This is a genomic window from Streptomyces sp. NPDC127038, from assembly GCF_042725875.1.
Lineage (GTDB): Bacteria > Actinomycetota > Actinomycetes > Streptomycetales > Streptomycetaceae > Streptomyces.
Map to the genome: position 1 here is coordinate 34,305 of NZ_JBHXDQ010000057.1, position 20,181 is coordinate 54,485.

Sequence of the window (20,181 nt, forward strand, 5' to 3'; positions counted from 1 at the left end):
CCCTGCGGGCCCTGACCTCACGGTAGGCGCGGACTCGCAACCGAGTTCGCGTGGCGAGGATCTCGGGAAACGGGATCGAGGGAGGCCGCCTGCCGGGGTGCGGTGAGTGGCGGGTGGCCGGGGCCAGGGGTGAAGCTGGAGGTGGCCGCCAGGCGCCGGGAGAAGCCGGTGGACGCGCCTTCGGGCCCGTGCACAGGGGACGGGGGTGCGGTCGGGACGGGGGTGCGGTCGGATGACTTGAAGCCCGGGATCGGGGAACCGGAAGTGGTGCCCTGACCGACAAGGGAGGCCAGCCGTCCAGATGCCCGGCTTTCTCACCGGAAGAAGGACCCCGATGGCGCATGAAGAGGACGACGGGCGCACCGGCGGCGGCGTCACACGCCGCCGTCCGCTGCGCGAGCAGCACGTCGAGGAGACGGTCGAGGTCGCGGTGCCGGTCCGTACGGCCTACAACCAGTGGACGCAGTTCAAGACGTTCCCCCGTTTCTCAGCCGTGGTGCGCGACGTCGAGCAGGTCAGGCCCGCCGTCACCGCGTGGACCATCGGCTACGGCCCTGTGCGCCACCGTTTCCTGGTCGAGATCGTGGAACAGGACCCCGACGCCTACCTTGCTTGGCGCGGCTTGGAGCAGCATCCCACCCATGAGGGCGAGGTCGAGTTCCAGCCCACGGAGTCCGGGGGCACCGCGATCACCGTCCGGATGCTCCTGCGGCCGCACGGCGCCGTGAAGGTCCTCATCCGTTCCCCCAGGGTCACGGAGCTGGCCGCTCGACTGGTGCGCGGAGAACTTGTCAGCTTCAAGCACTTCATCGAAGGGCTCGGCCAGGAGGGCGGCGCATGGCGCGGCACCATCCGCAACGGCCGTGTCCAGCACGACACCCCGGAACCGCCCAGGAGCCGTGTTGCCCAGTGGCCCGTCGGCTGACCTGCCCGCCCGACACGGCAAAAGAAAGGCCAAGCGATGCAGAACCCGCCCGGTGAGGAGCCGGAGACCTCCCTCTCCGTGACACCGCCGAAGAAGTGGGCGGCCGGGGTCCCCGCCGTCGTGCACGCGCTGGAGTACTCCCTGGAGCAGACATCCCCGCGCAAGACCGGAATCGACCTGCTCACCATGAACCAGGTGGGCGGGATCGACTGCCCCGGCTGCGCGTGGGCGGACCCCGCCCCGGGCCAGCGCCACCGCAACGAGTATTGCGAGAACGGCGCCAAGCACATCAACGACGAGGCCACCACACGCCGGATCACCGCCGACTTCTTCCGCGAGCACAGCGTGTCCGACCTGGCCGCCCGTTCCGACATGTGGCTCAACCAGCAGGGCCGGCTCACCGACCCGATGATCAAGCGGCCCGGAGCGGACCACTACGAGCCCATCGGCTGGAACGACGCCCTGGGCGTCCTCGCGCAGGAACTCAAAGGGTTGGACTCGCCCGACGAGGCGGTCTTCTACACCTCCGGCCGGGCCAGCAACGAAGCCGCCTTCGTCTTCCAGCTCTTCGCCCGCGCCCTGGGCACCAACAACCTGCCTGACTGCAGCAACATGTGCCACGAGTCCAGCGGCTTCGCCCTGAGCGAGACCCTCGGCGTCGGCAAGGGCACCGTGAGCCTGGACGACCTCCACCACGCGGACCTGATCTTCCTGGTGGGGCAGAATCCCGGCAGCAACCACCCGCGCCAGCTCTCCGCCCTGGAGGAGGCCAAGCGCAACGGCGGCCGCATCGTGGCGGTCAACCCGCTGCCGGAGGCGGGGCTGCGGCGCTTCAAGAATCCGCAGAAGCCGCGCGGGATCGTGGGGCGGGGCACCCAGATCGCCGACCGTTTCCTGCACATCAAGCCCGGCGGGGACCTCGCCCTGTTCCAGGCCCTGAACCGGCTGCTGCTGGAGGCGGAGGACGCGCGCCCCGGCACCGTCCTGGACCACGACTTCATCGACACCCACACCTCCGGCTTTAAGGAGTTCGCCCGGCACGCCCGCACCGTCGACTGGGACGACGTGCGCGCGGCGACGGGACTGACCCGCCAGGAGATCGAGAAGGTCCGCGACGAGGTCCTCGCCAGCGAACGCGTCGTCGTGTGCTGGGCGATGGGCATCACCCAGCACAAGCACGGCGTGCCCACTATCCGGGAGATCGTCAACTTCCTGATGCTGCGCGGCAACCTGGGACGTGCCGGCACAGGCGTCTGCCCGGTGCGCGGCCACAGCAACGTCCAGGGCGACCGCACCATGGGCATCTGGGAGCAGATGCCGGACAGCTTCCTGGACGCCCTGCGAGAGGAGTTCGGCTTCGACCCGCCGCGCCCGCACGGCCTGGACTCGGTGAACTCGATCAAGGCGATGCTGGAGGGCCGCGTCAAGGTCTTCCTCGCCCTGGCCGGGAACTTCGTGCGCGCGGCCCCCGACAGCGAGGTCACCGAGAAGGCGGTGCGTACGTGCCGGCTGACCGCCCACATCTCCACCAAGCTCAACCGCTCGCACACCGTCTGCGGCGACAACGCCCTGATCCTACCGACGCTGGGGCGCACCGAGCGTGACGTCCAGGCCGACGGCGAGCAGTTCGTCACCGTCGAGAACTCCATGAGCGAGGTGCACACCTCTCGGGGACGGATCGAACCGGCCTCGCGCATGCTGCTCAGCGAGGTCGCCATCCTGTGCCGGCTCGCCCGACTCAGCGTCGACGGCACGGGGGACATCCCCTGGGCGAAGTTCGAGGGCGACTACACCACCATCCGCGACAGCATCTCCCGGATCGTGCCGGGCTTCCACGACTTCAACGCCCGGGTGACCCGCCCGGGAGGCTTCCATCTACCCAACCCGGTCAACGAGGGCGTGTTCCGGACCGAGACCGGCAAGGCCCGCTTCACCTGTAACGAGCCGGTAGTCCCCCTGGCCCCCGAGGGACACCTGCTGCTGCAGACCCTGCGCTCGCACGACCAGTGGAACACCGTCCCATACACCAACAACGACCGCTACCGCGGCATCTACGGCAGCCGCCACGTCGTCCTGGTCAACCCGACCGACCTGTCTGCGCTCGGCCTCGCGCAGGGCAACCGGGTGGACCTGGTGAGCGTCTGGGAGGACGGCACCGAGCGCCGGGCCGAGAACTTCGAGGTCGTGTCCTACCCGGCGGCCAAGGGTTCGGCCGCCGCCTACTACCCGGAGACAAACGTCCTGGTGCCGCTCGACAGCGTTGCCGACCTGAGCAACCAGCCCACCTCCAAGGGCATCGTCGTCCGTCTGGAACCCACGGGCGACCGGTCCCGGCCGGCACCCGTCTGACCGGGACCGGGGCCAGCGACGTCGTGCCTCGGCGGGGCCCGCATGGCTTGCAGACTTGCTGTTGTCCCGCTTGGCCTTGCGGTCCGGCCGGTCCACCTCGACCACCGTGACCTGGTTCGCGATAAGGAGGCACGGGTCCCCTCGACCCCGACGGCGGAGGACCTCGCCGCGGGACCGGAGGGCTACCAGCGGCCGCTGGTAGCCCTCCGGGGTAGTCTCGAACTGCTTGGTGGCCAGGTGTCGGCCGATGCCGTCGATGACCGCGGCCTGGTGGAGGTCGGTGTGGGTGTCTATTCCGCCGACCACCGCTATCTCGTCTGCCATGCTGTTGTGTGCTGCCCTTCCAACGCTCACCAGAAGGAGGGCGCCGAGCCGGTCGGGCAGACGGACAAGACCGTGATGGGACCTCTGGCCAGGCTCCTGACTTGTTGAATCGACCCCAGACGCCCGGTCGGCCACGCGCCACGTGGCGTCGCCCGGCAGGCCGACAGTTCCTGCGAAAGACAACCTGAGCGTCAGTCAGAGCACGAGTCAGACCTCCGGGCGATGCCACGATCAATTCTCACTGTCAGAGCAGTTCTGAGATGGCCTTCACCCCCGCCCCGAAGGGCAGCGCACTGGCCAAGATCAAAGGTAGAGACTTCACCCCGTGCGGTCTCAGTGCGTCCCGCCAGCCCTCTGGCCAGGTGTGACTCCGGCTCGCAACCTACGAACTGGAGTCACGTGGGGTGGAGCGAGCCGCTGAACCTCGTCACCGAGCACGGCGCCGACCTGGACGCGGCGGCGATGTGGCGGGCGCTGGAGACGGAGATCGGGCCGAGGGACGAGGTGGAGTCCGCTGCGTCGCTGCTGGACGACGGCCGAGCCCTTCCCCCGGCGCCGACCGGCCGACCGGCCCGGCGACGGGGGCCGCGGGATGCCCTGGAGTGGCCGGGACGCGTGAGGCGTCGCAGCCTGGATACGCGGTGTGCACGGACACCCCAACCCGTCCGGAAGACCCTTCTTGCCATGACCAGCGAAAAGCCGCTCGACCCGCACTCGAAGATCACCCTCCGGGTCAACGGCAAACCCCATACCCTGCTCGTCGACCACCGGCGGGTCCTGCTGGACCTGCTCCGCGAGGACCTGAACCTCACCGGGTCCAAGAAGGGCTGCGACCACGGCCAGTGCGGCGCCTGCACCGTCCTGGTGGACGGGCGCCGCGTCAACGGCTGTCTGCTGCTCGCCGTCACCCTCGACGGCAGCGAGGTCACCACCATCGAGGGCCTGGGCGGCGACGGCGAGGAACCGCACCCCCTCCAGCGGGCTTTCCTGGAACGCGACGCCTTCCAGTGCGGCTACTGCACGCCCGGGCAGATCTGCTCCGCCGTGGGCATGATCGCCGAGGCCGCTGCCGGTCACCCGTCCCACGTCACCGACCCGGCGGAGCCCTCCGGCCGGCCCGTGCCGCTGGACGGGACAGAGATCCGCGAGCGGCTCAGCGGCAACCTGTGCCGGTGCGGCGCCTATCCGCGCATCGTCGAGGCGGTGGAGGACGTGATCGGGTGAAAGGCTTCGGATACCTCAGGCCCACCGGCGTCGAGGAGGCCGTCGAGTCCTACGCGGCCCACCCTGGCGCCCACTACCTCGCCGGCGGCACCAACCTTGTCGACCTCATGAAACTCGGCGTGGAGACCCCTGGCGTCCTCATCGACGTCGGCCGGCTGCCGCTGGACTCGGTCGAGGAACTGCCGGACGGCGCGCTGCGCGTAGGCGCCACCGTCCGCAACAACGATCTCGCCGCCCACCCCCTGGTCCGCGACCGCTACCCGGTGCTGTCCCAGGCGCTCCTCGCGGGCGCCTCCGGACAGCTCCGCAACGCCGCCACGACCGGCGGCAACCTGCTCCAGCGCACCCGCTGCCCCTACTTCCAGGACCTCGACAAACCCTGCAACAAGCGGCAGCCGGGCAGTGGCTGCAGTGCCCGCGACGGCGTGCACCGCGATCATGCCGTGCTGGGCCACTCCCCGCACTGCATCGCCACCCACCCCTCCGACATGGCCGTCGCCCTGGCGGCCCTCGACGCCCGGGTCGAGCTGTACGGCGCCGAGGGCGGGCGCAGCATCCCGGTGGCCGACTTCCACCGGCTGCCCGGGGTCCGTCCGGAGCGGGACACCGAGATCCGCCCCGGTGAGCTGATCACCGGCGTCCTGCTGCCGGCCGCCCGGGCCGGTGTGCCCTGCGCCTACCGCAAGGCCCGCGACCGTGCCTCGTACGCCTTCGCCCTGGCCTCCGTGGCCGTCGTCCTGCGAGTCGCGGACGGCGTCGTGGACCAGGTGGGGCTCGCCTTCGGCGGCCTCGCCCCCCGGCCCTGGCGAGCCCACCACGCGGAGACGGCGCTGCTGGGCGCGGCGGCGACCCCCGAGGCCTTCGAAGGCGCCGTGGCCCTGGAACTGGACCGCGCCGAGCCGCTGCGCGACAACGCCTACAAGGTGCCCCTCGCCCGCAACCTCGCCCTGGACGTCCTGAACCGCCTCGCCCCCGCACCCGCGACGGCCTGACTTCTTCCGGACCCGCCCGACCCCAGGAGAACCGATGGCGAACGACCCACTGGAGCACGGCGGGCCGCTGCCCGGGTCCGGTCTGCCGCACGACGATCCGATGGCCGCCACCGGACGGGCCCTGGACGATCCGCGGGCCGGCGCCGCTCTGCCGCACGACGACCTCCTCACCCGCGCCGCCTCCGCCGCCTCGGGTGAGTCCGGCGAGGGCCGGCAGCCCCCTACCGGCGCCCTGGAGCAGGACCCCCACCCCACCCCGCGCACCGGCACCGCCCTCGGGGCGCCCGCCAGGCGGCGGGAAGGGCGGGAGAAGGTCACCGGTAACGCCCGTTACGCCGCCGAGTACCCGGTGCCCGGCCGCGTCCACGCCTGGCCCGTGCCGGCGGCCGTGGCCCGGGGCCGGGTCACCGGCGTGGACACCTCGGCCGCGCTCGCGCTGCCCGGCGTCCTCGCCGTGCTGACCCCCGGCGACGCCCCGCGCCTCGGCGAGACGGACGACGCCACCCTCGCCGTCCTGCAGAACCGCCACGTGCCGCACCGGGGCTGGTGCGTCGCCCTGGCTGTCGCCGAGACCCTGGAGGCGGCCCGCGCGGCCGCCCGGGCCGTCCGCGTCGGCTACGCAACCGAGCACCACGACGTCGTACTGCGCCCCGACCACCCGGACGCCTACGAGCCCGAAGGGGGCAGTCGGCCGGGCCGCCTCGAACACGGCGACCCGTACCGCGCCTTCGCCGCCGCCGACGTCCGCCTGGACACCGAGTACCGGGTGCCGCCCCTGCACAACCACCCCATGGAACCGCACGCGAGCACCGCGCACTGGGACGGCGACCGGCTGACCGTGTACACCTCCAGCCAGGGCAGCACGACCGTCCAGTCCATGCTCGCCGGTCTCTTCGACCTGCCCGAGGAGCACGTCACCGTGGTGGCCGAGCACGTCGGCGGCGGCTTCGGCTCCAAGGGCACCCCGCGCCCCGACGTCGTCCTCGCCGCCATGGCCGCACGGCACACCGGCCGGCCGGTCACGGTGGCCTACCCCCGCCGGTACATGCCCACCGTCGTCGGCCACCGGGCCCCCACCCTGCACCGGCTACGCCTCGGCGCCACCGCCGACGGACACCTCACCGCGGTGCTGCACGAGGTCACCACGCACACCTCGCACGTCAGGGAATTCGTGGAGCAGGCCGCGGTGCCGTCCTGCGTCATGTACACCGCACAGCACCTGCTCAGCTCCCACCGGGTGGTGCCGCTGGACGTCCCCAGCCCGTCCTGGATGCGCGCCCCCGGCGAGGCCCCCGGCATGTACGCCCTGGAGTCGGCGGTCGACGAACTCGCCGGGGCCCTCGGCATGGACCCCGTCGAGCTGCGGATCCGCAACGAGCCGGAGAGGGAACCCGGCAGCGGCAAGCCGTTCAGCAGCCGGCACCTCGCCGAGTGCCTGCGCGAGGGTGCCGGCCGCTTCGGCTGGGACCGGCGCGACCCGCGCCCGCGCTCCCGGACCGAGGGCCCACTGCTCATCGGCACCGGAGTGGCCGCGGCGACCTACCCGGTCGTGATCCGCCCGTCGACCGCCACGGCCCAGGCCCTGCCCGACGGCACCTTCCTCATCAGGGTGAACGCGGCCGACATCGGCACCGGCGCGCGCACCGTCCTCGCCCAGGTCGCCGCCGACGCACTCGGCGCGTCACTGGACCGGGTGCGCACCGAGGTGGGCCGCAGCGACCTGCCCCCGGCGTCGCTGGCCGGCGACTCCTCCGGCACCGCCTCATGGGGCTGGGCCGTGCACGAGGCGTGCGCCGCCCTGGCGACCCGGCTCACCGAGCACCCGGGTCCGCTGCCCGCCGAGGGTCTCCTGGTCCGCTCCGACACCGCTGGCCGGGCGGACGCCGACTCCCCGTACGCCCGGCACGCCTTCGGCGCCCACTTCGCCGAGGTCGCCGTCGACACCGTCACCGGCGAGGTACGGGCCCGCAGGATGCTCGGCGTCTTCGCCGCCGGGCGGATCCTCAACGCCCGCACCGCGCGCTCCCAGTTCGTCGGCGGCATGATCATGGGCCTGGGCATGGCCCTGACCGAGGGCAGCACCATGGACGCCCCGTTCGGCGACTTCACCGAGGCCGACCTCGCCTCCTACCACGTGCCCGCCCACGCCGACGTCCCCGGCATCGAGGCCGACTGGATCGAGGAGGACGACCCGCACCTCAACCCCATGGGCAGCAAGGGCATCGGCGAGATCGGCATCGTCGGAACCGCCGCCGCCCTCGGCAACGCCGTCCACCACGCCACCGGCATCCGGTTCCGCGAACTCCCCCTCACCCCGGACCGCGTCCTCACCGGCCTGCTGGCCGAACGGTGACGACCGCGACGAGGGACACCGGAAGGGGAACCGCCCGAGTGCCGGGACTGCTGTGGGAGCACGAGGGCTACGACCTTGCCGAGGAACGCCTGCGGAAGTCTGTGCACCCTGGGCAACGGCTACTTGGGTGCGACTCTTCCTCATTGACATCCTCCCCGCTCTAAAAGCTGGGCGTGTCCTCCACCGTGAGAACCAGGACGTCCTTCTCAAGCCTGTGGGACAGCATGGCCCCCTCCCTCCCAGGACTTCGTTCCACCCGCAGGGGCAGGTGCTGACTGCGCTCGGCGCCGGTCGCGGATCGCCTCTTCCAGGGCTATGCGAAGTCCCAGATTGAGTTCCCCGGTGGTCAGCCAGTCGGTGAGCAGTTCGGCGGCGCGGACCGGCGTGAGGCCTGTGCGATCAGAGACCTCGGCCAGGGCCCTTCCAGCCTCGCCGGCATCGAACCGTCCCAGCGCCATCACCACACCCGTCGCATGCTCAACCACGGCCTGCCGCGCCCCCTCGTGCCGGGGCTGTGCCGCCTGCGGTATCTGCTCATTCTCCGTGCGAGCCGCGGGCTGCTCGCCGTGTCCGTGCGTCAGCATCTGACTCATCAGCGCTCCCTCCTTCACTTCTGGGCCGGCGGTCACCGCGCCAGAGCCCCTCGGCGTACGCGGGCGCAGCTGCGGGAGATGATGCGGGAGACGTGCATCTGCGAGATGCCGAACTTTTCGGCGATACGGCCTTGCGTCATGTCCTCGAAGAAGCGCATGTAGAGGATGGTCCGCTCCCGTTCTGGGAGCCGGCGCAACTCCTTGGCGGCCGCCATCCGGTCGACGATGGTGTCGAAGGAAGAGTCGGTACCGCCCAGGGTGTCGCCGAGGCTGTATCCGTCGTCGCCTGCGCCTACTTCCACATCGAGGGAGAGGGCGCTGAAGCCTTCCATGGCCTCCATCCCGGCGCTCACCTCTTCCTCGGTGAGGCGGGCGTGGGCGGCGATCTCAGCGATCGTCGGCTCGGCCGGACCGGGCTGCTGGCACAGTTCACGGCGGGCAATCCGGACACAGTTGCGCAATTCCTGGACCCGACGCGGAACCCGCACGGCCCACATCCGGTCCCTGAAGTGACGCTTCACCTCGCCGGTGATCGTCGGGACGGCGTAACTCTCGAAGGCGCCGCGAACCGGGTCGAACCCGTCGATTGCCTTGAGGAGACCAAGGGCTGCGACCTGGCGCAGGTCCTCGATGGCCTCACCTCGGTCGCGGAAGCGGCCGGCGATCCGGTGGGCCATGGGCAGCCAGAGACTGACCAGCTCATCGCGCACGGCATCCCGCTCGGGGCCGTCCTCCAGTTCCGCCAGCCGGATGAACAGAGCGCCGGATTCGGGTGAGTCGTCAAAGCCTCGGTCTGCCGCAACGCCGGTGCGCGGACGGGCTGCAAAGTTCTTGGTGGGCACGCGGGATCCCTCCTGGACGGCGCGTCCGGGCGGTGCGCAAGCACAGCAACGCGGTCCCGGACGAGGGTGATGGGACATGCCGCACAGAGAAGGGCTCCGCAGACCGCAGAGGAAGCCGCGGCCGCGCGGATCAACTCCGCTTGGCTCGCGCCTCCGGTCCGAAGCACACAGGCCGCCTGCCCCGCGTCCACACCCGCAAACAATTCCGGCGCCGGACGCCTGTCCCCCGGCTGCCCAGCACCTCGCGACAACGCGCGGGACCCTGACCGGTCGTCGGCACAGTACCGGCCGCCTGCCAGCCCTCCAGCATGTACAGCCCGGGAGCCTGCTGGCCCACTCAGCCGCCGCCCGCCTCGGCAGCGCCTGGTTCGTCCGCATGGCCCCCTCTCCTGCGGCAGGCACACCCGCAAACGGCAGTTCGTTTCCTCTTCTGAACACGGCAGTTCGGGGTACCCGCCCCGTCATCCAAGCCCGGGCTCCCGCGGCAGCCCGGCCGACAGGAAAGAGCAGGAGGTGATCGCATGTCGAGTACACAGCAGCACAGCCCGAACTCGGCCCAGCATTCGAACGGCGTTGAGGCTTGAACCGGTGGGCGAGCTGGTCCAGCGGGCCTCGCAGCAGCTGACGTAACTGATGCGCGGCGAGATGGAGTTGGCGCAGGCAGAATTGAAGGAGAAGGGCAAGCGCTACGGCAAGAGCGGTGCCTGCTCGGCGGATCGTCACTGGCCGGCCTTCTGATGCTGCAGGCACTGGTCGCCACCCCGATCGCAGCCCTTGCGCTCATGCTGCCGCTCTGGGCCGCATCCCTCATCATCACCGCCGTCCTCGGCGTGAGCGCCGCGGCCCTGGCCCTCAGCGGCAAGAAGCAGGCCGCCGCGGCATCCCCCCTCACCCCCGAAAGCATGATCGAGAACATCAAGGCCGACGTGGCTGAGATCAAGAGGAGCGCACACCGATGACCCACACGCCCGCCGAGCAGCACACCACTCCCACCCCGGCCGAACTACGCGAACAGATCGAGCACACCCGCCACAATCTCGGTGTCCGGGACCTGGCGGACAAGGACGCCACGGCCCGCACTGCGCTGAAGGATCAGGCATTCCGCAAAGCCGCCGACCTGAAGACGCGGGCCGCGAAGGCCGCCTCACAGGTCCAGGACAAACTGCCCTCCCCCGTCAAGGAGAAGGCCGCTCAAGCAGCCGGGAACGCCCGGACCGCGATGGCCCAGGCCGGACGCGTATGGGAAAAGAAGGCACCCCAGTCCCTACAGGACAAGACGGCTCAGTACGCGCATCAGGCCCGCGAAAACCGCACCGCGCTCCTCGCCGCCTGCGCAGGCTTCGCCGTCCTGTGGCTCGCCCGCCACCGCACGAAGAGCTGAACACACAGCAGGTGCAAGGCTGCCAAGGGCCGAACGCACGAGAGATGCGAGCCCTTGGCTGCTTCTGCGCCAGGGCCCGCCAGCGCCATGGCGTGTCCACGACAGTCCGCGAGTCGCGCATGCGGGTTACGCACGCCCGGTTCGTTCTTCGTCGGCCCCGTCGGGGCTGCTCACCTCGCGGCTGCGACCATGCCGACGGCATCCGCTGGCGAAGCGAACGAAACGATGGATTCCTTTGCGGGGCAAAAGCCGTGAGGGGATGCGAACGCGTGCGCCGACGCTCTCAACCATGGACACGGGCAGCGACGCCAGGCCGACCGTGGGGGCAGTTCCCTCCCCCGGTCGTCCTGGGGACCCGCATCCGGCGTGGCAGGGCGCGGGTGAGGCGGGTGTCGAGCGTGGTGTCATGGGTCATACGCTCGCGGGGCGGAACGAGGGCCGGCCTGGGTCATCTGCCGGGCCCGTCCACTGCCGGGTCCGGGGTCGATCACCTGCCGAAGAGGGCGACAAGTCCCCAGTGGCCCCGGGTCCATCCGGGGAACGGGAGGTGGGGCATGCTCATCAGGTCTCCTTCGTGGATACCCCGGCCTTCAGGCCGGGGAGGAGACGAAGCTCCTGCGGAGCAGGGCAGGGAAAGCCGGTTCGCCCCTGGGCGGACCGGCGTTGTCGGTGGTGGCCGTTAGGTTGGTCGCGTGTATCTGCGGTACTCCTTCCGGCTCGAGCCGACGCCGGGCCAGCGCATCGCGCTGGCCCGTACGTTCGGTTGTGCCCGGGTGGTCTATCGACCGCGCGGATGCGGTCTTGGCCATTCCCGGGCAGGGCGGCACCCAGGAGCTCGTACGCCATTTCCCGGTGTTGGCTGGGCTGAACGACGGTGCGGGGCCCTCCGCCATCCCCGAGGGCATCGCCCCCTACCGCCCTGCTCCCGACGAGGGCAAGCAGCGTGAGGCGCTTTTGTCGGCGCTGTTCGCCGGCGGGCATCGGTCGCACGCCCTGGACCCCGCAGAGCGCCACCTGCCGTTGCTGCTCAATGTGGGCCGTCTGCATCCGGTGAAGCAGCAAGGCCTTCTGGTCCAGGCTTGGCTGGCCACGGGGGCGTACATGACGACCACCTTGGTGCTGGTCGGCGGCGGTCCGCCTCCAGGCACAGCCGCCGAGAACGCCATGCGTGCTCGAATCCGTTCCCTTCTGCTCGGCTACCCGCGAGCGCGGTCCCGCTTCGCGCTCCTTCCAGCGCTGCCCAACGAGAGCGTCCGCCGACTGCAACGAGCCCTTGCGGACCCGGCGAACGGCATACGGGCCTGGTACGTGTGTCCCAGTGTCAAAGAGGAGTTCGGGATCGCCGTCCTGGAGGCGATGGAGGCGGGACTGTCGGCGGCAGGGCCGGGCCGGGGTAGGGTCACGCACTACCTGCGGGACGGTGTGAACGGCATCCTGCTCGACACATCCAGTGCGGCCGGCGTGGCAAAGGGACTGCGCAGAATGGCGGCCCTGCCCGAAAGGGACCGAACGCGTTTCGCCCGAGCGGGGCGCGACGTTGTCACCACCCGCTACTCGATCGATGTGATGGCGAATGCGCTGGCCCGGCAGTACGGCGCGGTGAGGAAGACCGACCAGCCCTGACCGGGGCTCATGCCCACGACACGTGCGTGCGGCGCAGCTGTCTGTGCCGCTTCCGCAGGCGGATGAGCGGGACTATTCCGCGGGGCCGTGCCCATCCCCCGTGACCAGGCGCCGGCGCCCGCGAAGAGGTCGCCAATCCGATGCACAGTCGATGCATGTTGCCTGCTGCATCGATATTTCGGATGGTGGCAGAGCGGGAATCGCCCCGCTGATGCCGATCTCGAATTTTCCCCAGTGCTGCTCTTCGCCCCAGTTGGTTCACGGAGTGAACCAACTGGGGAATGTGGGGAGCGGAAAGCGGAAGGACTCACCGATCACGCGGTCGGTGAGTCCTTCTGCGCGGGGCGAGTCAGTGGGAGGAGGCGAAGCCCTCCGACTGGTCGAGATGGAATGGAGAGCCGGAGCTCTCGGGAGTCCATCCGTTGGCGCGAGCGGTTCGAATGCTGTCAGCAACGTCGGAAGGCAGGACAGGGTTGGCCTGTGTGCCGAACCAGTTGCTTGGGTGTGGCTGGTTGGTCGTGATCACCAGTGTGGTGCCGGGAGTCTCGGCGTGTTCGACCGCATAGGTGAGGGGCGACCGGACCAGCCCCTGGTCGTAGGTGGGCCTTCCGCGAAGCCTCCATCGGTAGGTGGTGCCGTCGACGGTGATGCGCCGCGACCCCTTCTTCACCAGTGCCATGCCCACGTCCTTTCTCAGGGCGAGGGTAGTGAATGGCCACTGGCCATGTCCCACGGGTTTCCTGCGCCCGGGTTCAGCCTCTGCGCATCGGAATGACGTCAGGGCTTGCGGCGGGGATGGTGGGACGGGCGGCCTCGGGGGTGGCAAGCAGGGCGACGATGGTGACCGGCTTGTCGCAGTGAGGGCAGTTGCGGGTTGCGGTCGGTGTCAGTGCGGTGGGTTCGGGCGATGGCGGCCCGGTCGGTTCTGTTTCAAGGGTGTCGTTGGCGTCGTCGCGCTCGCGTCGTCGGCGGCGGGCTGCTTCAGCTTTACACCGTGGTGAACAGTAGGTATGGCGGGTGGCTGCCTGTGGGTTGACCTGGAACTGGGTCCAGCAGATAGGGCAGTCGCGGAGTTCAGCCAGCACGTCCGGTCACTCCCTTGCGGAGGTTGTCGGAGTGGGCCTGGTGCGATCGGAGGCGGTAGGACGGGCCGTCGATGCCGACCACAGCGGCCCGGTGCAGGAGGCGGTCGAGCATCGCGGCAGCGACGGTGGCGTCGCCGAAGGCCCCGGCCCAGTCATCTGGGGCTGGCACTTGTTCGCTCACAAGAGTTGATGCTGCCACCTGGCCGTATCCCGTTCCTGCGGTCCTCGTTGGTTCTCACGGTGGAACCCAGGTTTTCAAGGTGCTGCCTTAATCGTTTAGGTGCGAGGAAGGTGTGCCGGTGGCCGAGGCAAGACTCCAGGTCATCGCGGGCGGGGCCGTGCCGCAGGAGCCACTGGTCACGGATCCGTGGCAGTTCCAGAGCGCATGCGTCGACGCGTTCGTCGCCTCGTGGCGTGCCCGCGGTTTCAGCCCGGTCACCATCGACAACGACATTGGTCTGCTGGAGCGGACGCTGGCCGCGCTGGGCCGGCCCGCGTGGGACGTGACCCCTGAAGACATCGACCGCGTGGTCGGTGACCTCGCCATGACTTGGGCGCCGGTCAGCCCGGGTGGGACGGAGTAGTAGTTCCCGGCGAAGGACACCAACCCTTGCGGGCTGACGGTCCGGGTCTGTTCCAGCTCGGCGGGGAACGGCCTGGTCGGTAGCTCAAGCAAGGGCTCGGACGCGGCAAGTGCACCGACGGTCGTTGACGCGCCGTCGATCTTGCGTTTGCGACTGTCCATCTGCACGGCCAGTTTGTCGATGCCGTTCTGCCCGGCTTCGATGCTGATGCCGTCCGGGACCGTTCGCCACCAACGTTGTGCCGCCGAGTGGTTGGCCTTCTCCACCACACCCTTGCGGTTGCCGCGACGCGGAGGGCAGATGTCAACGCCGGTCCCGTAATACTTCGCGACGGCAGCGAAGGTCGGCAGGAGTCGTCCGGTCGGCGGATGACAGACAGTGGACATCCGGTCGAACCGCCACCTGCGAGCTGTCCCGCCCAAGCGCCGCAGAACCGAATCGAGGGCCTGGACCAGATGCGGGAAGGTCTCGGCTTCTGCGAGCACGGCCCGCCATCGTCCGGAATGCGACAGGGCACCGACGAGGAGATGCGCGTGAGCACCGACACCCCATTCCTCGGGCGGATCGGGCAGTTCCACCCAGTCGAACTGAATCTCCTCGCCCGGCGGATGCGCGATGATCGCGACGTCTCTGCCACTCGAGGCCCGGCACGGTTCGCAGTGCGGACGCGCCTGATACCGCCGCAGAGCCCGAGTGAAAGTGGAGTAGCCGCCCGCATAGCCGAGTTCGACGACCTCCTCGAAGAGCGTCGATGCCCACAAATGCGGGTCGTCGCTCAGCCGCTGGCGGCAGTACTCCAAGAACGGCATGAACGCGTCCGGCGACTGACGCCGATATCCCGAGACCCGCTCGCCGTTCAGATAGGCGCGGATCGTCTTGCGGTCGTGCCCCAGATGCCGGGCGATCGCAGAGATCGACCAGCCCTGACGACGCAACGCGTGAGCATCCACGTCTTCCTCCCAGCTGAGCATCCAGGCCCCTCGAACAGGCCGAACCCGTCGCGCAGCGAGGCTGTCCGGAACGAGACCGACGCATCCAGACACGCCGAGGAAGATCACGCAATGGGTGGGGAGGGAGATCAACTGAGCAGGTTTGGCCAGCTCAAGAGCGACACCTGGGGAGATTCAAAGAGCGCCATCACCGCGCGAACCGATGCGCCAGACACACCAGACGGCACGGCCCTGCGGTCGCCTCCGTCGGAGAAATGGCGTGATCCGCCCTGTTCGAGGAGCCTCGCCATGACCTCACAGCAGATGACAGAGCAGCCCCTTGAGGGTGCTCCGCTCGCGGCTCCCGTTCAGGAGTCTCTTGCCGAGGAGGAACTCGCCTCAGCGTTCGCCCGGGGCGACGAGCAGGCCCTTTCCGGGGCTTACCGGCGATGGAGTCGCCTGGTGTACACCCTGGCGTGGCGCTCTCTGGGCGACGCGGGCGAGGCGGAGGACGTCACGCAGGTGGTGTTCCTGGCCGCATGGCGGGGGCGGGCCGGCTTCGCACCCGAACGGGGCGCCCTGGCAGCGTGGATCGTCGGAATCACCCGGCGCAAGATCGCCGACGCGTTGCACGCCAGGACACGCCGGACCGACCTGGTGGCGGCAGCGGGTGCCGTCGTATCCACGCAGGACCGTGCCGGTGAGCCCGACGCGGTCCTGGACCGCGTCCTCATACATCACGAGCTGTCGAAGCTCCCGGCGGTTCAGCGGCGCGTGCTCAGCCTCGCCTACTACAACGACCTCACACAGACCCAGATCGCCCAGGTCACCGGCTTGCCGTTGGGAACGGTCAAGAGCCACACCCGTCGCGGGCTGCACGGCCTGAACCGTTGCCTCCAAGAGGTCGGCGAGAACCGCCCCCGTGCGCGGCCCCTCCAAGCGGACGGCTGATCGTCAGGCCAGCCCGACGATCTGGTATGCCAAAGCCGTTCCTCCTGGACCATCTTCGTCTCTCCGTCGCGGGCCAGTCTTCTTGGCCTGGTTGAACTCCTTGCGCAGCGTCGGCAGCGACCACGGCCGCCACTCGGTGAGCCACGAGCGATGGACAGTCACCTTGGCCCGGGCGTGTGCTGACGGACTGATCCCGCGCCCCCGCGGATCCGCCCCCGGCTTCGTATCGGCTCATCAACTACTGCGGTCGGTCCACGAAAGCCATGCGGCTACCCATTGAAGAAGTGCCCATCATCGTCGTAGCCCTGAAGGCAAGATTGCGGCCTCGCCGAGGCACCGTCCACAGAGCCTGTCCTTGGACATTCCACTGTTCCAGCAATGCGTTGGCGGCCATGAAGCCGCTCGTCGCCGCGCGTTCCATGAGGGCGACGGGCAGCTCCGTGCGCACGAGGTCTCCGGCGATCACCAGGCCGGGGTGGCTGGTGCGGATGGTGGGACGGTCGGTGTACCCGCCGACCGGGAACAGCGGGCAGTCGCTCCGCCACTCGTGGCGTTCGTCCACCACGAGGGCGGCCCGTGTCTCCGGGTAGACGGTGTGAAGCTGGGTGAGCAACCGCTTTTGCTCCACGTCGCGGGCACAGTTGTGCGGGAGGGCGTAGGCATGCAGTTCGACGACGGAGCCGCCGGTGCGAGCCGCCCAGCGGGAGGCTTCGCCCTCCCATCGGTTGAGGATGCTGACGTTGTCCACGGTTCCGTATCCGCTGGTGCCCAGAAAGCCGGGGCGATCGCGGGCCACGGGCTGGTCGAGCCAGAGACGCGAGACAAGAAAGGGCGGTGCCGTCCGCAGCCGGGCAACGCTTTGGCGCCATGCCGTGTGGCCGAGTTCCGGCGAACTGCTGACGATGGATTGCAGGCCGGCAGTGTCCAGCGCCAGCACGACGGAGTCGTACCACCGCTCTTCGCCACAGTCGACGATGAAGCCTCCCTCGTGTGTGGGGGCGACGGTAGCGACCGGGGTGGACAGCCGGATATCGACATGGTGGCCCCGCAGGTAGTCGCCAAGCGGTCTCCAGAGCGCGTCGGGGAAGGGTTCGTCGGGTACGTCGAAGAGAAGTCCTTCGGCGGAGCCGAGGAAGTAGATGTGGAACATCAGCACCATCTCTGCCGCTGACAGTTGCCGAGGATCAGCGAAGAAGCTGCGGGAGAAGACCTCGAAGGCGAGGTGGTGGGCGGCTTCGGGGAAGCGGATCGATTGCAGGAAGTCGTATGCGCTGACGCCGTCGAGTTGCTCATAGACCTCCGGTACGCGGACGTCGAGGAGGGGCAGGGCGGCGCGGGGGTTCATGCGGTACAGGTCGCGGATGGTGAATGTCGGGCTCTGGGCGACAAAGCCGATGGCGCTCCACGGTGGTGTGCGAGGGACCTTGCGGAAGCTGTCGTGCAGCCCACCGCCGTGTTGCAGGGGGTAGTCGGCAAGGCCGGTCAGCCGCTGCAGCCCAGGGTCGGTCCTGCGCAGGAGCCCGCGGAGGTTGTAGTACTGCCGGAAGAAGGCATGAAAGCCTCTGCTCATGGTGGCCGTTGTGCCGTCGCGCAGGGTGACCGGCCAGCCCGCTACGCGCCCGCCGAGTGAGGCCTCGCGTTCGTAGAGGGTGACGCGCACGCCTCGTTCGGCGAGGGCGGTAGCGGCCGCCATTCCGGCAATTCCTCCGCCCACGACGGCGGTGGTGGGCGGCCGCTCGCTGTCGACGCGTGGGGCGCCGGGCCGGGGCAGCAGCGTGTGTGCCCGGCGGTCTCTGCCGCGTCGGGCGATGTCTCGTGGCCTCGGCGCCCTCATCGGCCGACGGCCTCGTCGTCACCGGGGGCGCGCCGGGCGATGACCGTGTGGGTGATGCCGGTCTGCCATCCCGGCAAGGGCAGCACCCGAACGGAGTCGAAGCCGGCCGAGTGGACCCGGCGTGCGAATTCCTCGGCCGTGTCGAATTCGACCACGCTGCGCCATAGGTGGCGATACAACTGCCCGTCGCCCAGGGCGGTGGCGACGGGCAGGACGATGCCGGCGCACACGGCCGTCCACACCGCTCGGTGGCCGGCCCGGCCGCTGAGGGTGTACTCGTGCACCGCGAGCCGGCCATGAGGGGCCAGCAGGCCATGCACCGATGCGAGGACGCTGTCGGGATCGGCGACATTGCGGAACAGGTATCCGGCGAACACCGCGTCGTAGGCTCCCCCGACGTTTGCCTCTGTCAGCTGTTCCGCCGGGGCGTGGACGAACGTGACGTCGCCGGGCCAGGGCTTGACAGCTGCGCGTTCCAACATGCCGGCCGAAGCATCGACAGCCGTGACCGAGGCGTGAGGAAGCACCGCTGTCAGTGCGGCGGTCGAGGCACCGGTGCCGCACCCCAGGTCCAGTACGCGCAGGCCGCGGCCGCCGTCTGCCAAGCCCAGGCGGCGCGCGGAGCGGCGCAGATGTGCGTGGTAGCCGGGGTTGACGGCCACCAGTGTGTCGTAGCTGCGGGCGGCATGGTCGAACGCGGCGGCCAGGTCCGCGTCGCGGAGCAGAGTCATGCAATCTCCTTGAGCAGGTACACGGGGATCCGCCGCCGGATCACGGGCGGGGGAAGGGGCGGCGGGGTAGGTACAGCAGTTCTGCGGCGGATCGCAGCATGGGAAGCACGGGGGTGCGAATTCCCACGGCGAGGTCTTCGTGGAGACAGGTACGGCCGTCGAGGAAGCGCAGCAGTCGTTCCATGGGGACGTGGGTGAACAGGCGGCTGAAGAAGTCGGCGCCGACCCGGCCGCTGTCCAGGGCGCGCAGCATGACGGCGTCCATGGCCCGGGAGCGGGCGGAGTGCGCAGCGGGTGGCCGCGGGTTCCGCCCGGACAGCAGTGCGTTGGCGACTGTTTGGATCTGGCGTTGGATGGCGGCGAAGGTGTATCCCGTCGACGGGCGGGTCGCACCTGCTGCTGCGCCGATCCGGAACACCGACGGTGCGGTCTGCCGGGTGAAGGGTGCGTCCGTCATGGGAATGACGCCCGTCTCGGTCGAGACGACCTTGAGGTCCGGCAGACCGAGAACATCTCGGGTGTAGTGGCTCAGGACGGCTTCATATGCTTGCCGAGACAGGAGTTGGGGGGAGAATTCGGTGTATTCCACGAGGGCATGCGTGGGGCTGGTGGGCAGTACGTAGCCAAAGGAGAGGCCCTGGGCGGGCTGCGGCGTACGGAAGTCCATCAGTTCGGCCGTGCCGGGGTCGAAGATCGGCTGATCGGATTCCACGAACCGGCCGTGGAAGTGCTGCAGCAAGGTGGTGCGGCCTGCGGGGAGGCTGCCCAGCGGGCGGGAGTCGAAGACCCACCGGGCCCGGGCATTCAACGGCTGACCGTCTGCGGTTCGACCGTGGATCAGGGCCCCGCCAGCGATGCCCTCCACTGCTTCGGCCGTCGCCTCGATGCACTGAACGTTGTCGCTCTGCTGGAGGCTGTGAGCGATCAGGTTCTCGAAGTCGTCGGAGCGGATCATCTTGTACCGCAGCGGTGCGATGTGACTCGTGAGGCTCTGACCGGCGCGAGTATGAACCCGCAAGTTCTGCCAGGACGCGGTCACGGCGTCGTCGTACCAGCCCCGACCGGGCTCCCAAAAGCACCAGGTCCGCAGCGGCGGTCGCAGGGGACCTGGCGGGGCATCGATGAGGAGCACCGACAGCCGGCGCCTTCCTGGGGGCGGGTCGGACAACAGGTACGCGAGGGAGAGTCCCGCCGCGCCCGCGCCCACGATGGCGACATCCGCCCTGAGCACGAGCGTTCCCCTCTCTTGTCGCATCCCGCAGAAGTGGTCGAAATGATTCCCGCTGACGCGGCCCTACGGATGCAGGACGCGCTGAGAGCTTGACGGGTGACGGCTCTCTGCGTGCCCGCCGTTCTCACTCTGCGCAGGGCAAGGGGCAGGGCTCGCTCGCGGAAGTGCGGCACGCGGCTTCGCATTCCCTCAGCTGGCGCATCCGCGCCCCCCACCGGCGCGGAAAGCGT

Annotated in this window: 18 protein-coding genes and 2 pseudogenes; 11 read left to right on the forward strand and 9 right to left on the reverse strand. The window is 69.7% G+C overall.

What is annotated here, in order from left to right; genetic code table 11:
- The first annotated feature begins 334 nt into the window (after nucleotides 1-334).
- From ACFWI4_RS30995 to ACFWI4_RS31020, 6 genes are all read left to right on the forward strand, one after another.
- A complete protein-coding gene (locus tag ACFWI4_RS30995; RefSeq protein ID WP_387202951.1) occupies nucleotides 335-925 on the forward strand; it encodes an SRPBCC family protein in 591 nt (196 codons plus the stop codon).
- Nucleotides 926-961: 36 nt separating this feature from the next.
- Nucleotides 962-3,274 (forward strand): FdhF/YdeP family oxidoreductase, encoded by a 2,313-nt coding sequence (locus ACFWI4_RS31000; RefSeq protein ID WP_387202954.1) that lies wholly within the window; start codon nucleotides 962-964, stop codon nucleotides 3,272-3,274.
- Nucleotides 3,275-3,316: 42 nt separating this feature from the next.
- Nucleotides 3,317-3,706, forward strand: coding sequence for a hypothetical protein (locus ACFWI4_RS31005; protein ID WP_387202957.1), 390 nt, complete (start codon nucleotides 3,317-3,319; stop codon nucleotides 3,704-3,706).
- A gap of 576 nt (nucleotides 3,707-4,282) precedes the next feature.
- Entirely contained in the window at nucleotides 4,283-4,822 is a 540-nt protein-coding gene (locus tag ACFWI4_RS31010; RefSeq protein WP_339135087.1) for a 2Fe-2S iron-sulfur cluster-binding protein, read from the forward strand.
- Nucleotides 4,819-5,814: an FAD binding domain-containing protein gene (locus ACFWI4_RS31015; protein ID WP_387202960.1), complete on the forward strand. Its 996-nt coding sequence runs from the start codon at nucleotides 4,819-4,821 to the stop codon at nucleotides 5,812-5,814. Before ACFWI4_RS31010 ends, ACFWI4_RS31015 begins: the two co-directional genes overlap by 4 nt.
- Nucleotides 5,815-5,848: 34 nt before the next feature.
- Nucleotides 5,849-8,167, forward strand: coding sequence for a xanthine dehydrogenase family protein molybdopterin-binding subunit (locus ACFWI4_RS31020; RefSeq protein ID WP_387202963.1), 2,319 nt, complete (start codon nucleotides 5,849-5,851; stop codon nucleotides 8,165-8,167).
- A 206-nt stretch (nucleotides 8,168-8,373) separates the two neighbouring features.
- On the opposite strand, the gene ACFWI4_RS31025 is transcribed toward ACFWI4_RS31020, so the two are convergent.
- Nucleotides 8,374-8,760 (reverse strand): ANTAR domain-containing protein, encoded by a 387-nt coding sequence (locus ACFWI4_RS31025; protein WP_339135073.1) that lies wholly within the window; start codon nucleotides 8,758-8,760, stop codon nucleotides 8,374-8,376.
- Between the two features lie 32 nt (nucleotides 8,761-8,792).
- Entirely contained in the window at nucleotides 8,793-9,602 is an 810-nt protein-coding gene (locus tag ACFWI4_RS31030; protein WP_387202966.1) for a SigB/SigF/SigG family RNA polymerase sigma factor, read from the reverse strand.
- A 633-nt stretch (nucleotides 9,603-10,235) separates the two neighbouring features.
- Between ACFWI4_RS31030 and ACFWI4_RS31035 the strand changes: the two are divergent.
- The 4 genes and pseudogenes from ACFWI4_RS31035 to ACFWI4_RS31050 all read left to right on the forward strand — a co-directional run bounded on the left by ACFWI4_RS31035 (nucleotide 10,236) and on the right by ACFWI4_RS31050 (nucleotide 12,606).
- Nucleotides 10,236-10,561 (forward strand): annotated as a pseudogene (locus ACFWI4_RS31035) (phage holin family protein).
- Nucleotides 10,558-10,983, forward strand: coding sequence for a hypothetical protein (locus ACFWI4_RS31040; protein WP_387202969.1), 426 nt, complete (start codon nucleotides 10,558-10,560; stop codon nucleotides 10,981-10,983). Before ACFWI4_RS31035 ends, ACFWI4_RS31040 begins: the two are co-directional and overlap by 4 nt.
- 692 nt (nucleotides 10,984-11,675) lie before the next feature.
- Nucleotides 11,676-11,753: pseudogene (locus tag ACFWI4_RS31045) on the forward strand (helix-turn-helix domain-containing protein); the annotation flags it as partial.
- 31 nt (nucleotides 11,754-11,784) lie between these two features.
- The gene (locus ACFWI4_RS31050; RefSeq protein WP_387202972.1) at nucleotides 11,785-12,606 is read left to right on the forward strand and encodes a glycosyltransferase family 4 protein; all 822 of its coding nucleotides are present in this window, start codon (nucleotides 11,785-11,787) and stop codon (nucleotides 12,604-12,606) included.
- A 349-nt stretch (nucleotides 12,607-12,955) separates the two neighbouring features.
- On the opposite strand, the gene ACFWI4_RS31055 is transcribed toward ACFWI4_RS31050, so the two are convergent.
- The 4 genes from ACFWI4_RS31055 to ACFWI4_RS31070 all read right to left on the reverse strand — a co-directional run bounded on the left by ACFWI4_RS31055 (nucleotide 12,956) and on the right by ACFWI4_RS31070 (nucleotide 15,246).
- A complete protein-coding gene (locus ACFWI4_RS31055) occupies nucleotides 12,956-13,285 on the reverse strand; it encodes a hypothetical protein (protein WP_387202975.1) in 330 nt (109 codons plus the stop codon).
- Nucleotides 13,286-13,358: 73 nt separating this feature from the next.
- Entirely contained in the window at nucleotides 13,359-13,691 is a 333-nt protein-coding gene (locus ACFWI4_RS31060; protein ID WP_387202977.1) for a hypothetical protein, read from the reverse strand.
- Nucleotides 13,681-13,860: an ATP-binding protein gene (locus tag ACFWI4_RS31065; RefSeq protein ID WP_387202979.1), complete on the reverse strand. Its 180-nt coding sequence runs from the start codon at nucleotides 13,858-13,860 to the stop codon at nucleotides 13,681-13,683. Before ACFWI4_RS31065 ends, ACFWI4_RS31060 begins: the two co-directional genes overlap by 11 nt.
- 99 nt (nucleotides 13,861-13,959) lie before the next feature.
- Nucleotides 13,960-15,246 carry a transposase gene (locus tag ACFWI4_RS31070; protein ID WP_387202982.1) on the reverse strand — a complete coding sequence of 429 codons (1,287 nt, stop codon included), beginning with the start codon at nucleotides 15,244-15,246 and terminating at the stop codon, nucleotides 13,960-13,962.
- Between the two features lie 267 nt (nucleotides 15,247-15,513).
- Here ACFWI4_RS31070 and ACFWI4_RS31075 point away from each other — a divergent pair, with 267 nt between their 5' ends.
- The gene (locus ACFWI4_RS31075; RefSeq protein ID WP_387202985.1) at nucleotides 15,514-16,155 is read left to right on the forward strand and encodes a sigma-70 family RNA polymerase sigma factor; all 642 of its coding nucleotides are present in this window, start codon (nucleotides 15,514-15,516) and stop codon (nucleotides 16,153-16,155) included.
- A gap of 238 nt (nucleotides 16,156-16,393) precedes the next feature.
- Here ACFWI4_RS31075 and ACFWI4_RS31080 read toward each other — a convergent pair whose 3' ends face one another.
- The 3 genes from ACFWI4_RS31080 to ACFWI4_RS31090 are packed head-to-tail and all read right to left on the reverse strand — an operon-like array spanning nucleotide 16,394 to nucleotide 19,951.
- Entirely contained in the window at nucleotides 16,394-17,989 is a 1,596-nt protein-coding gene (locus ACFWI4_RS31080; RefSeq protein WP_387202988.1) for an FAD-dependent oxidoreductase, read from the reverse strand.
- Nucleotides 17,986-18,720, reverse strand: a complete 735-nt coding sequence (locus tag ACFWI4_RS31085) for a class I SAM-dependent methyltransferase (protein WP_339135057.1) — start codon at nucleotides 18,718-18,720, stop codon at nucleotides 17,986-17,988. Before ACFWI4_RS31085 ends, ACFWI4_RS31080 begins: the two co-directional genes overlap by 4 nt.
- 40 nt (nucleotides 18,721-18,760) lie before the next feature.
- The gene (locus ACFWI4_RS31090) at nucleotides 18,761-19,951 is read right to left on the reverse strand and encodes a lycopene cyclase family protein (RefSeq protein ID WP_387202991.1); all 1,191 of its coding nucleotides are present in this window, start codon (nucleotides 19,949-19,951) and stop codon (nucleotides 18,761-18,763) included.
- Between the last annotated feature and the right edge of the window lie 230 nt (nucleotides 19,952-20,181).

What these genes read in the sequence shown, in the direction of transcription:
- ACFWI4_RS31010 (WP_339135087.1), top strand. Translation starts at nt 4,283, where the DNA reads ATGACCAGCGAAAAGCCGCTCGACCCGCACTCGAAGATCACCCTCCGG.
- ACFWI4_RS30995 (WP_387202951.1), top strand. Translation starts at nt 335, where the DNA reads ATGGCGCATGAAGAGGACGACGGGCGCACCGGCGGCGGCGTCACACGC.
- ACFWI4_RS31005 (WP_387202957.1), top strand. Translation starts at nt 3,317, where the DNA reads ATGGCTTGCAGACTTGCTGTTGTCCCGCTTGGCCTTGCGGTCCGGCCG.
- ACFWI4_RS31080 (WP_387202988.1), bottom strand. Translation starts at nt 17,989, where the DNA reads ATGAGGGCGCCGAGGCCACGAGACATCGCCCGACGCGGCAGAGACCGC.
- ACFWI4_RS31075 (WP_387202985.1), top strand. Translation starts at nt 15,514, where the DNA reads ATGACCTCACAGCAGATGACAGAGCAGCCCCTTGAGGGTGCTCCGCTC.
- ACFWI4_RS31055 (WP_387202975.1), bottom strand. Translation starts at nt 13,285, where the DNA reads ATGGCACTGGTGAAGAAGGGGTCGCGGCGCATCACCGTCGACGGCACC.
- ACFWI4_RS31070 (WP_387202982.1), bottom strand. Translation starts at nt 15,246, where the DNA reads ATGCTCAGCTGGGAGGAAGACGTGGATGCTCACGCGTTGCGTCGTCAG.
- ACFWI4_RS31000 (WP_387202954.1), top strand. Translation starts at nt 962, where the DNA reads ATGCAGAACCCGCCCGGTGAGGAGCCGGAGACCTCCCTCTCCGTGACA.
- ACFWI4_RS31020 (WP_387202963.1), top strand. Translation starts at nt 5,849, where the DNA reads ATGGCGAACGACCCACTGGAGCACGGCGGGCCGCTGCCCGGGTCCGGT.
- ACFWI4_RS31040 (WP_387202969.1), top strand. Translation starts at nt 10,558, where the DNA reads ATGACCCACACGCCCGCCGAGCAGCACACCACTCCCACCCCGGCCGAA.
- ACFWI4_RS31025 (WP_339135073.1), bottom strand. Translation starts at nt 8,760, where the DNA reads ATGAGTCAGATGCTGACGCACGGACACGGCGAGCAGCCCGCGGCTCGC.
- ACFWI4_RS31085 (WP_339135057.1), bottom strand. Translation starts at nt 18,720, where the DNA reads ATGACTCTGCTCCGCGACGCGGACCTGGCCGCCGCGTTCGACCATGCC.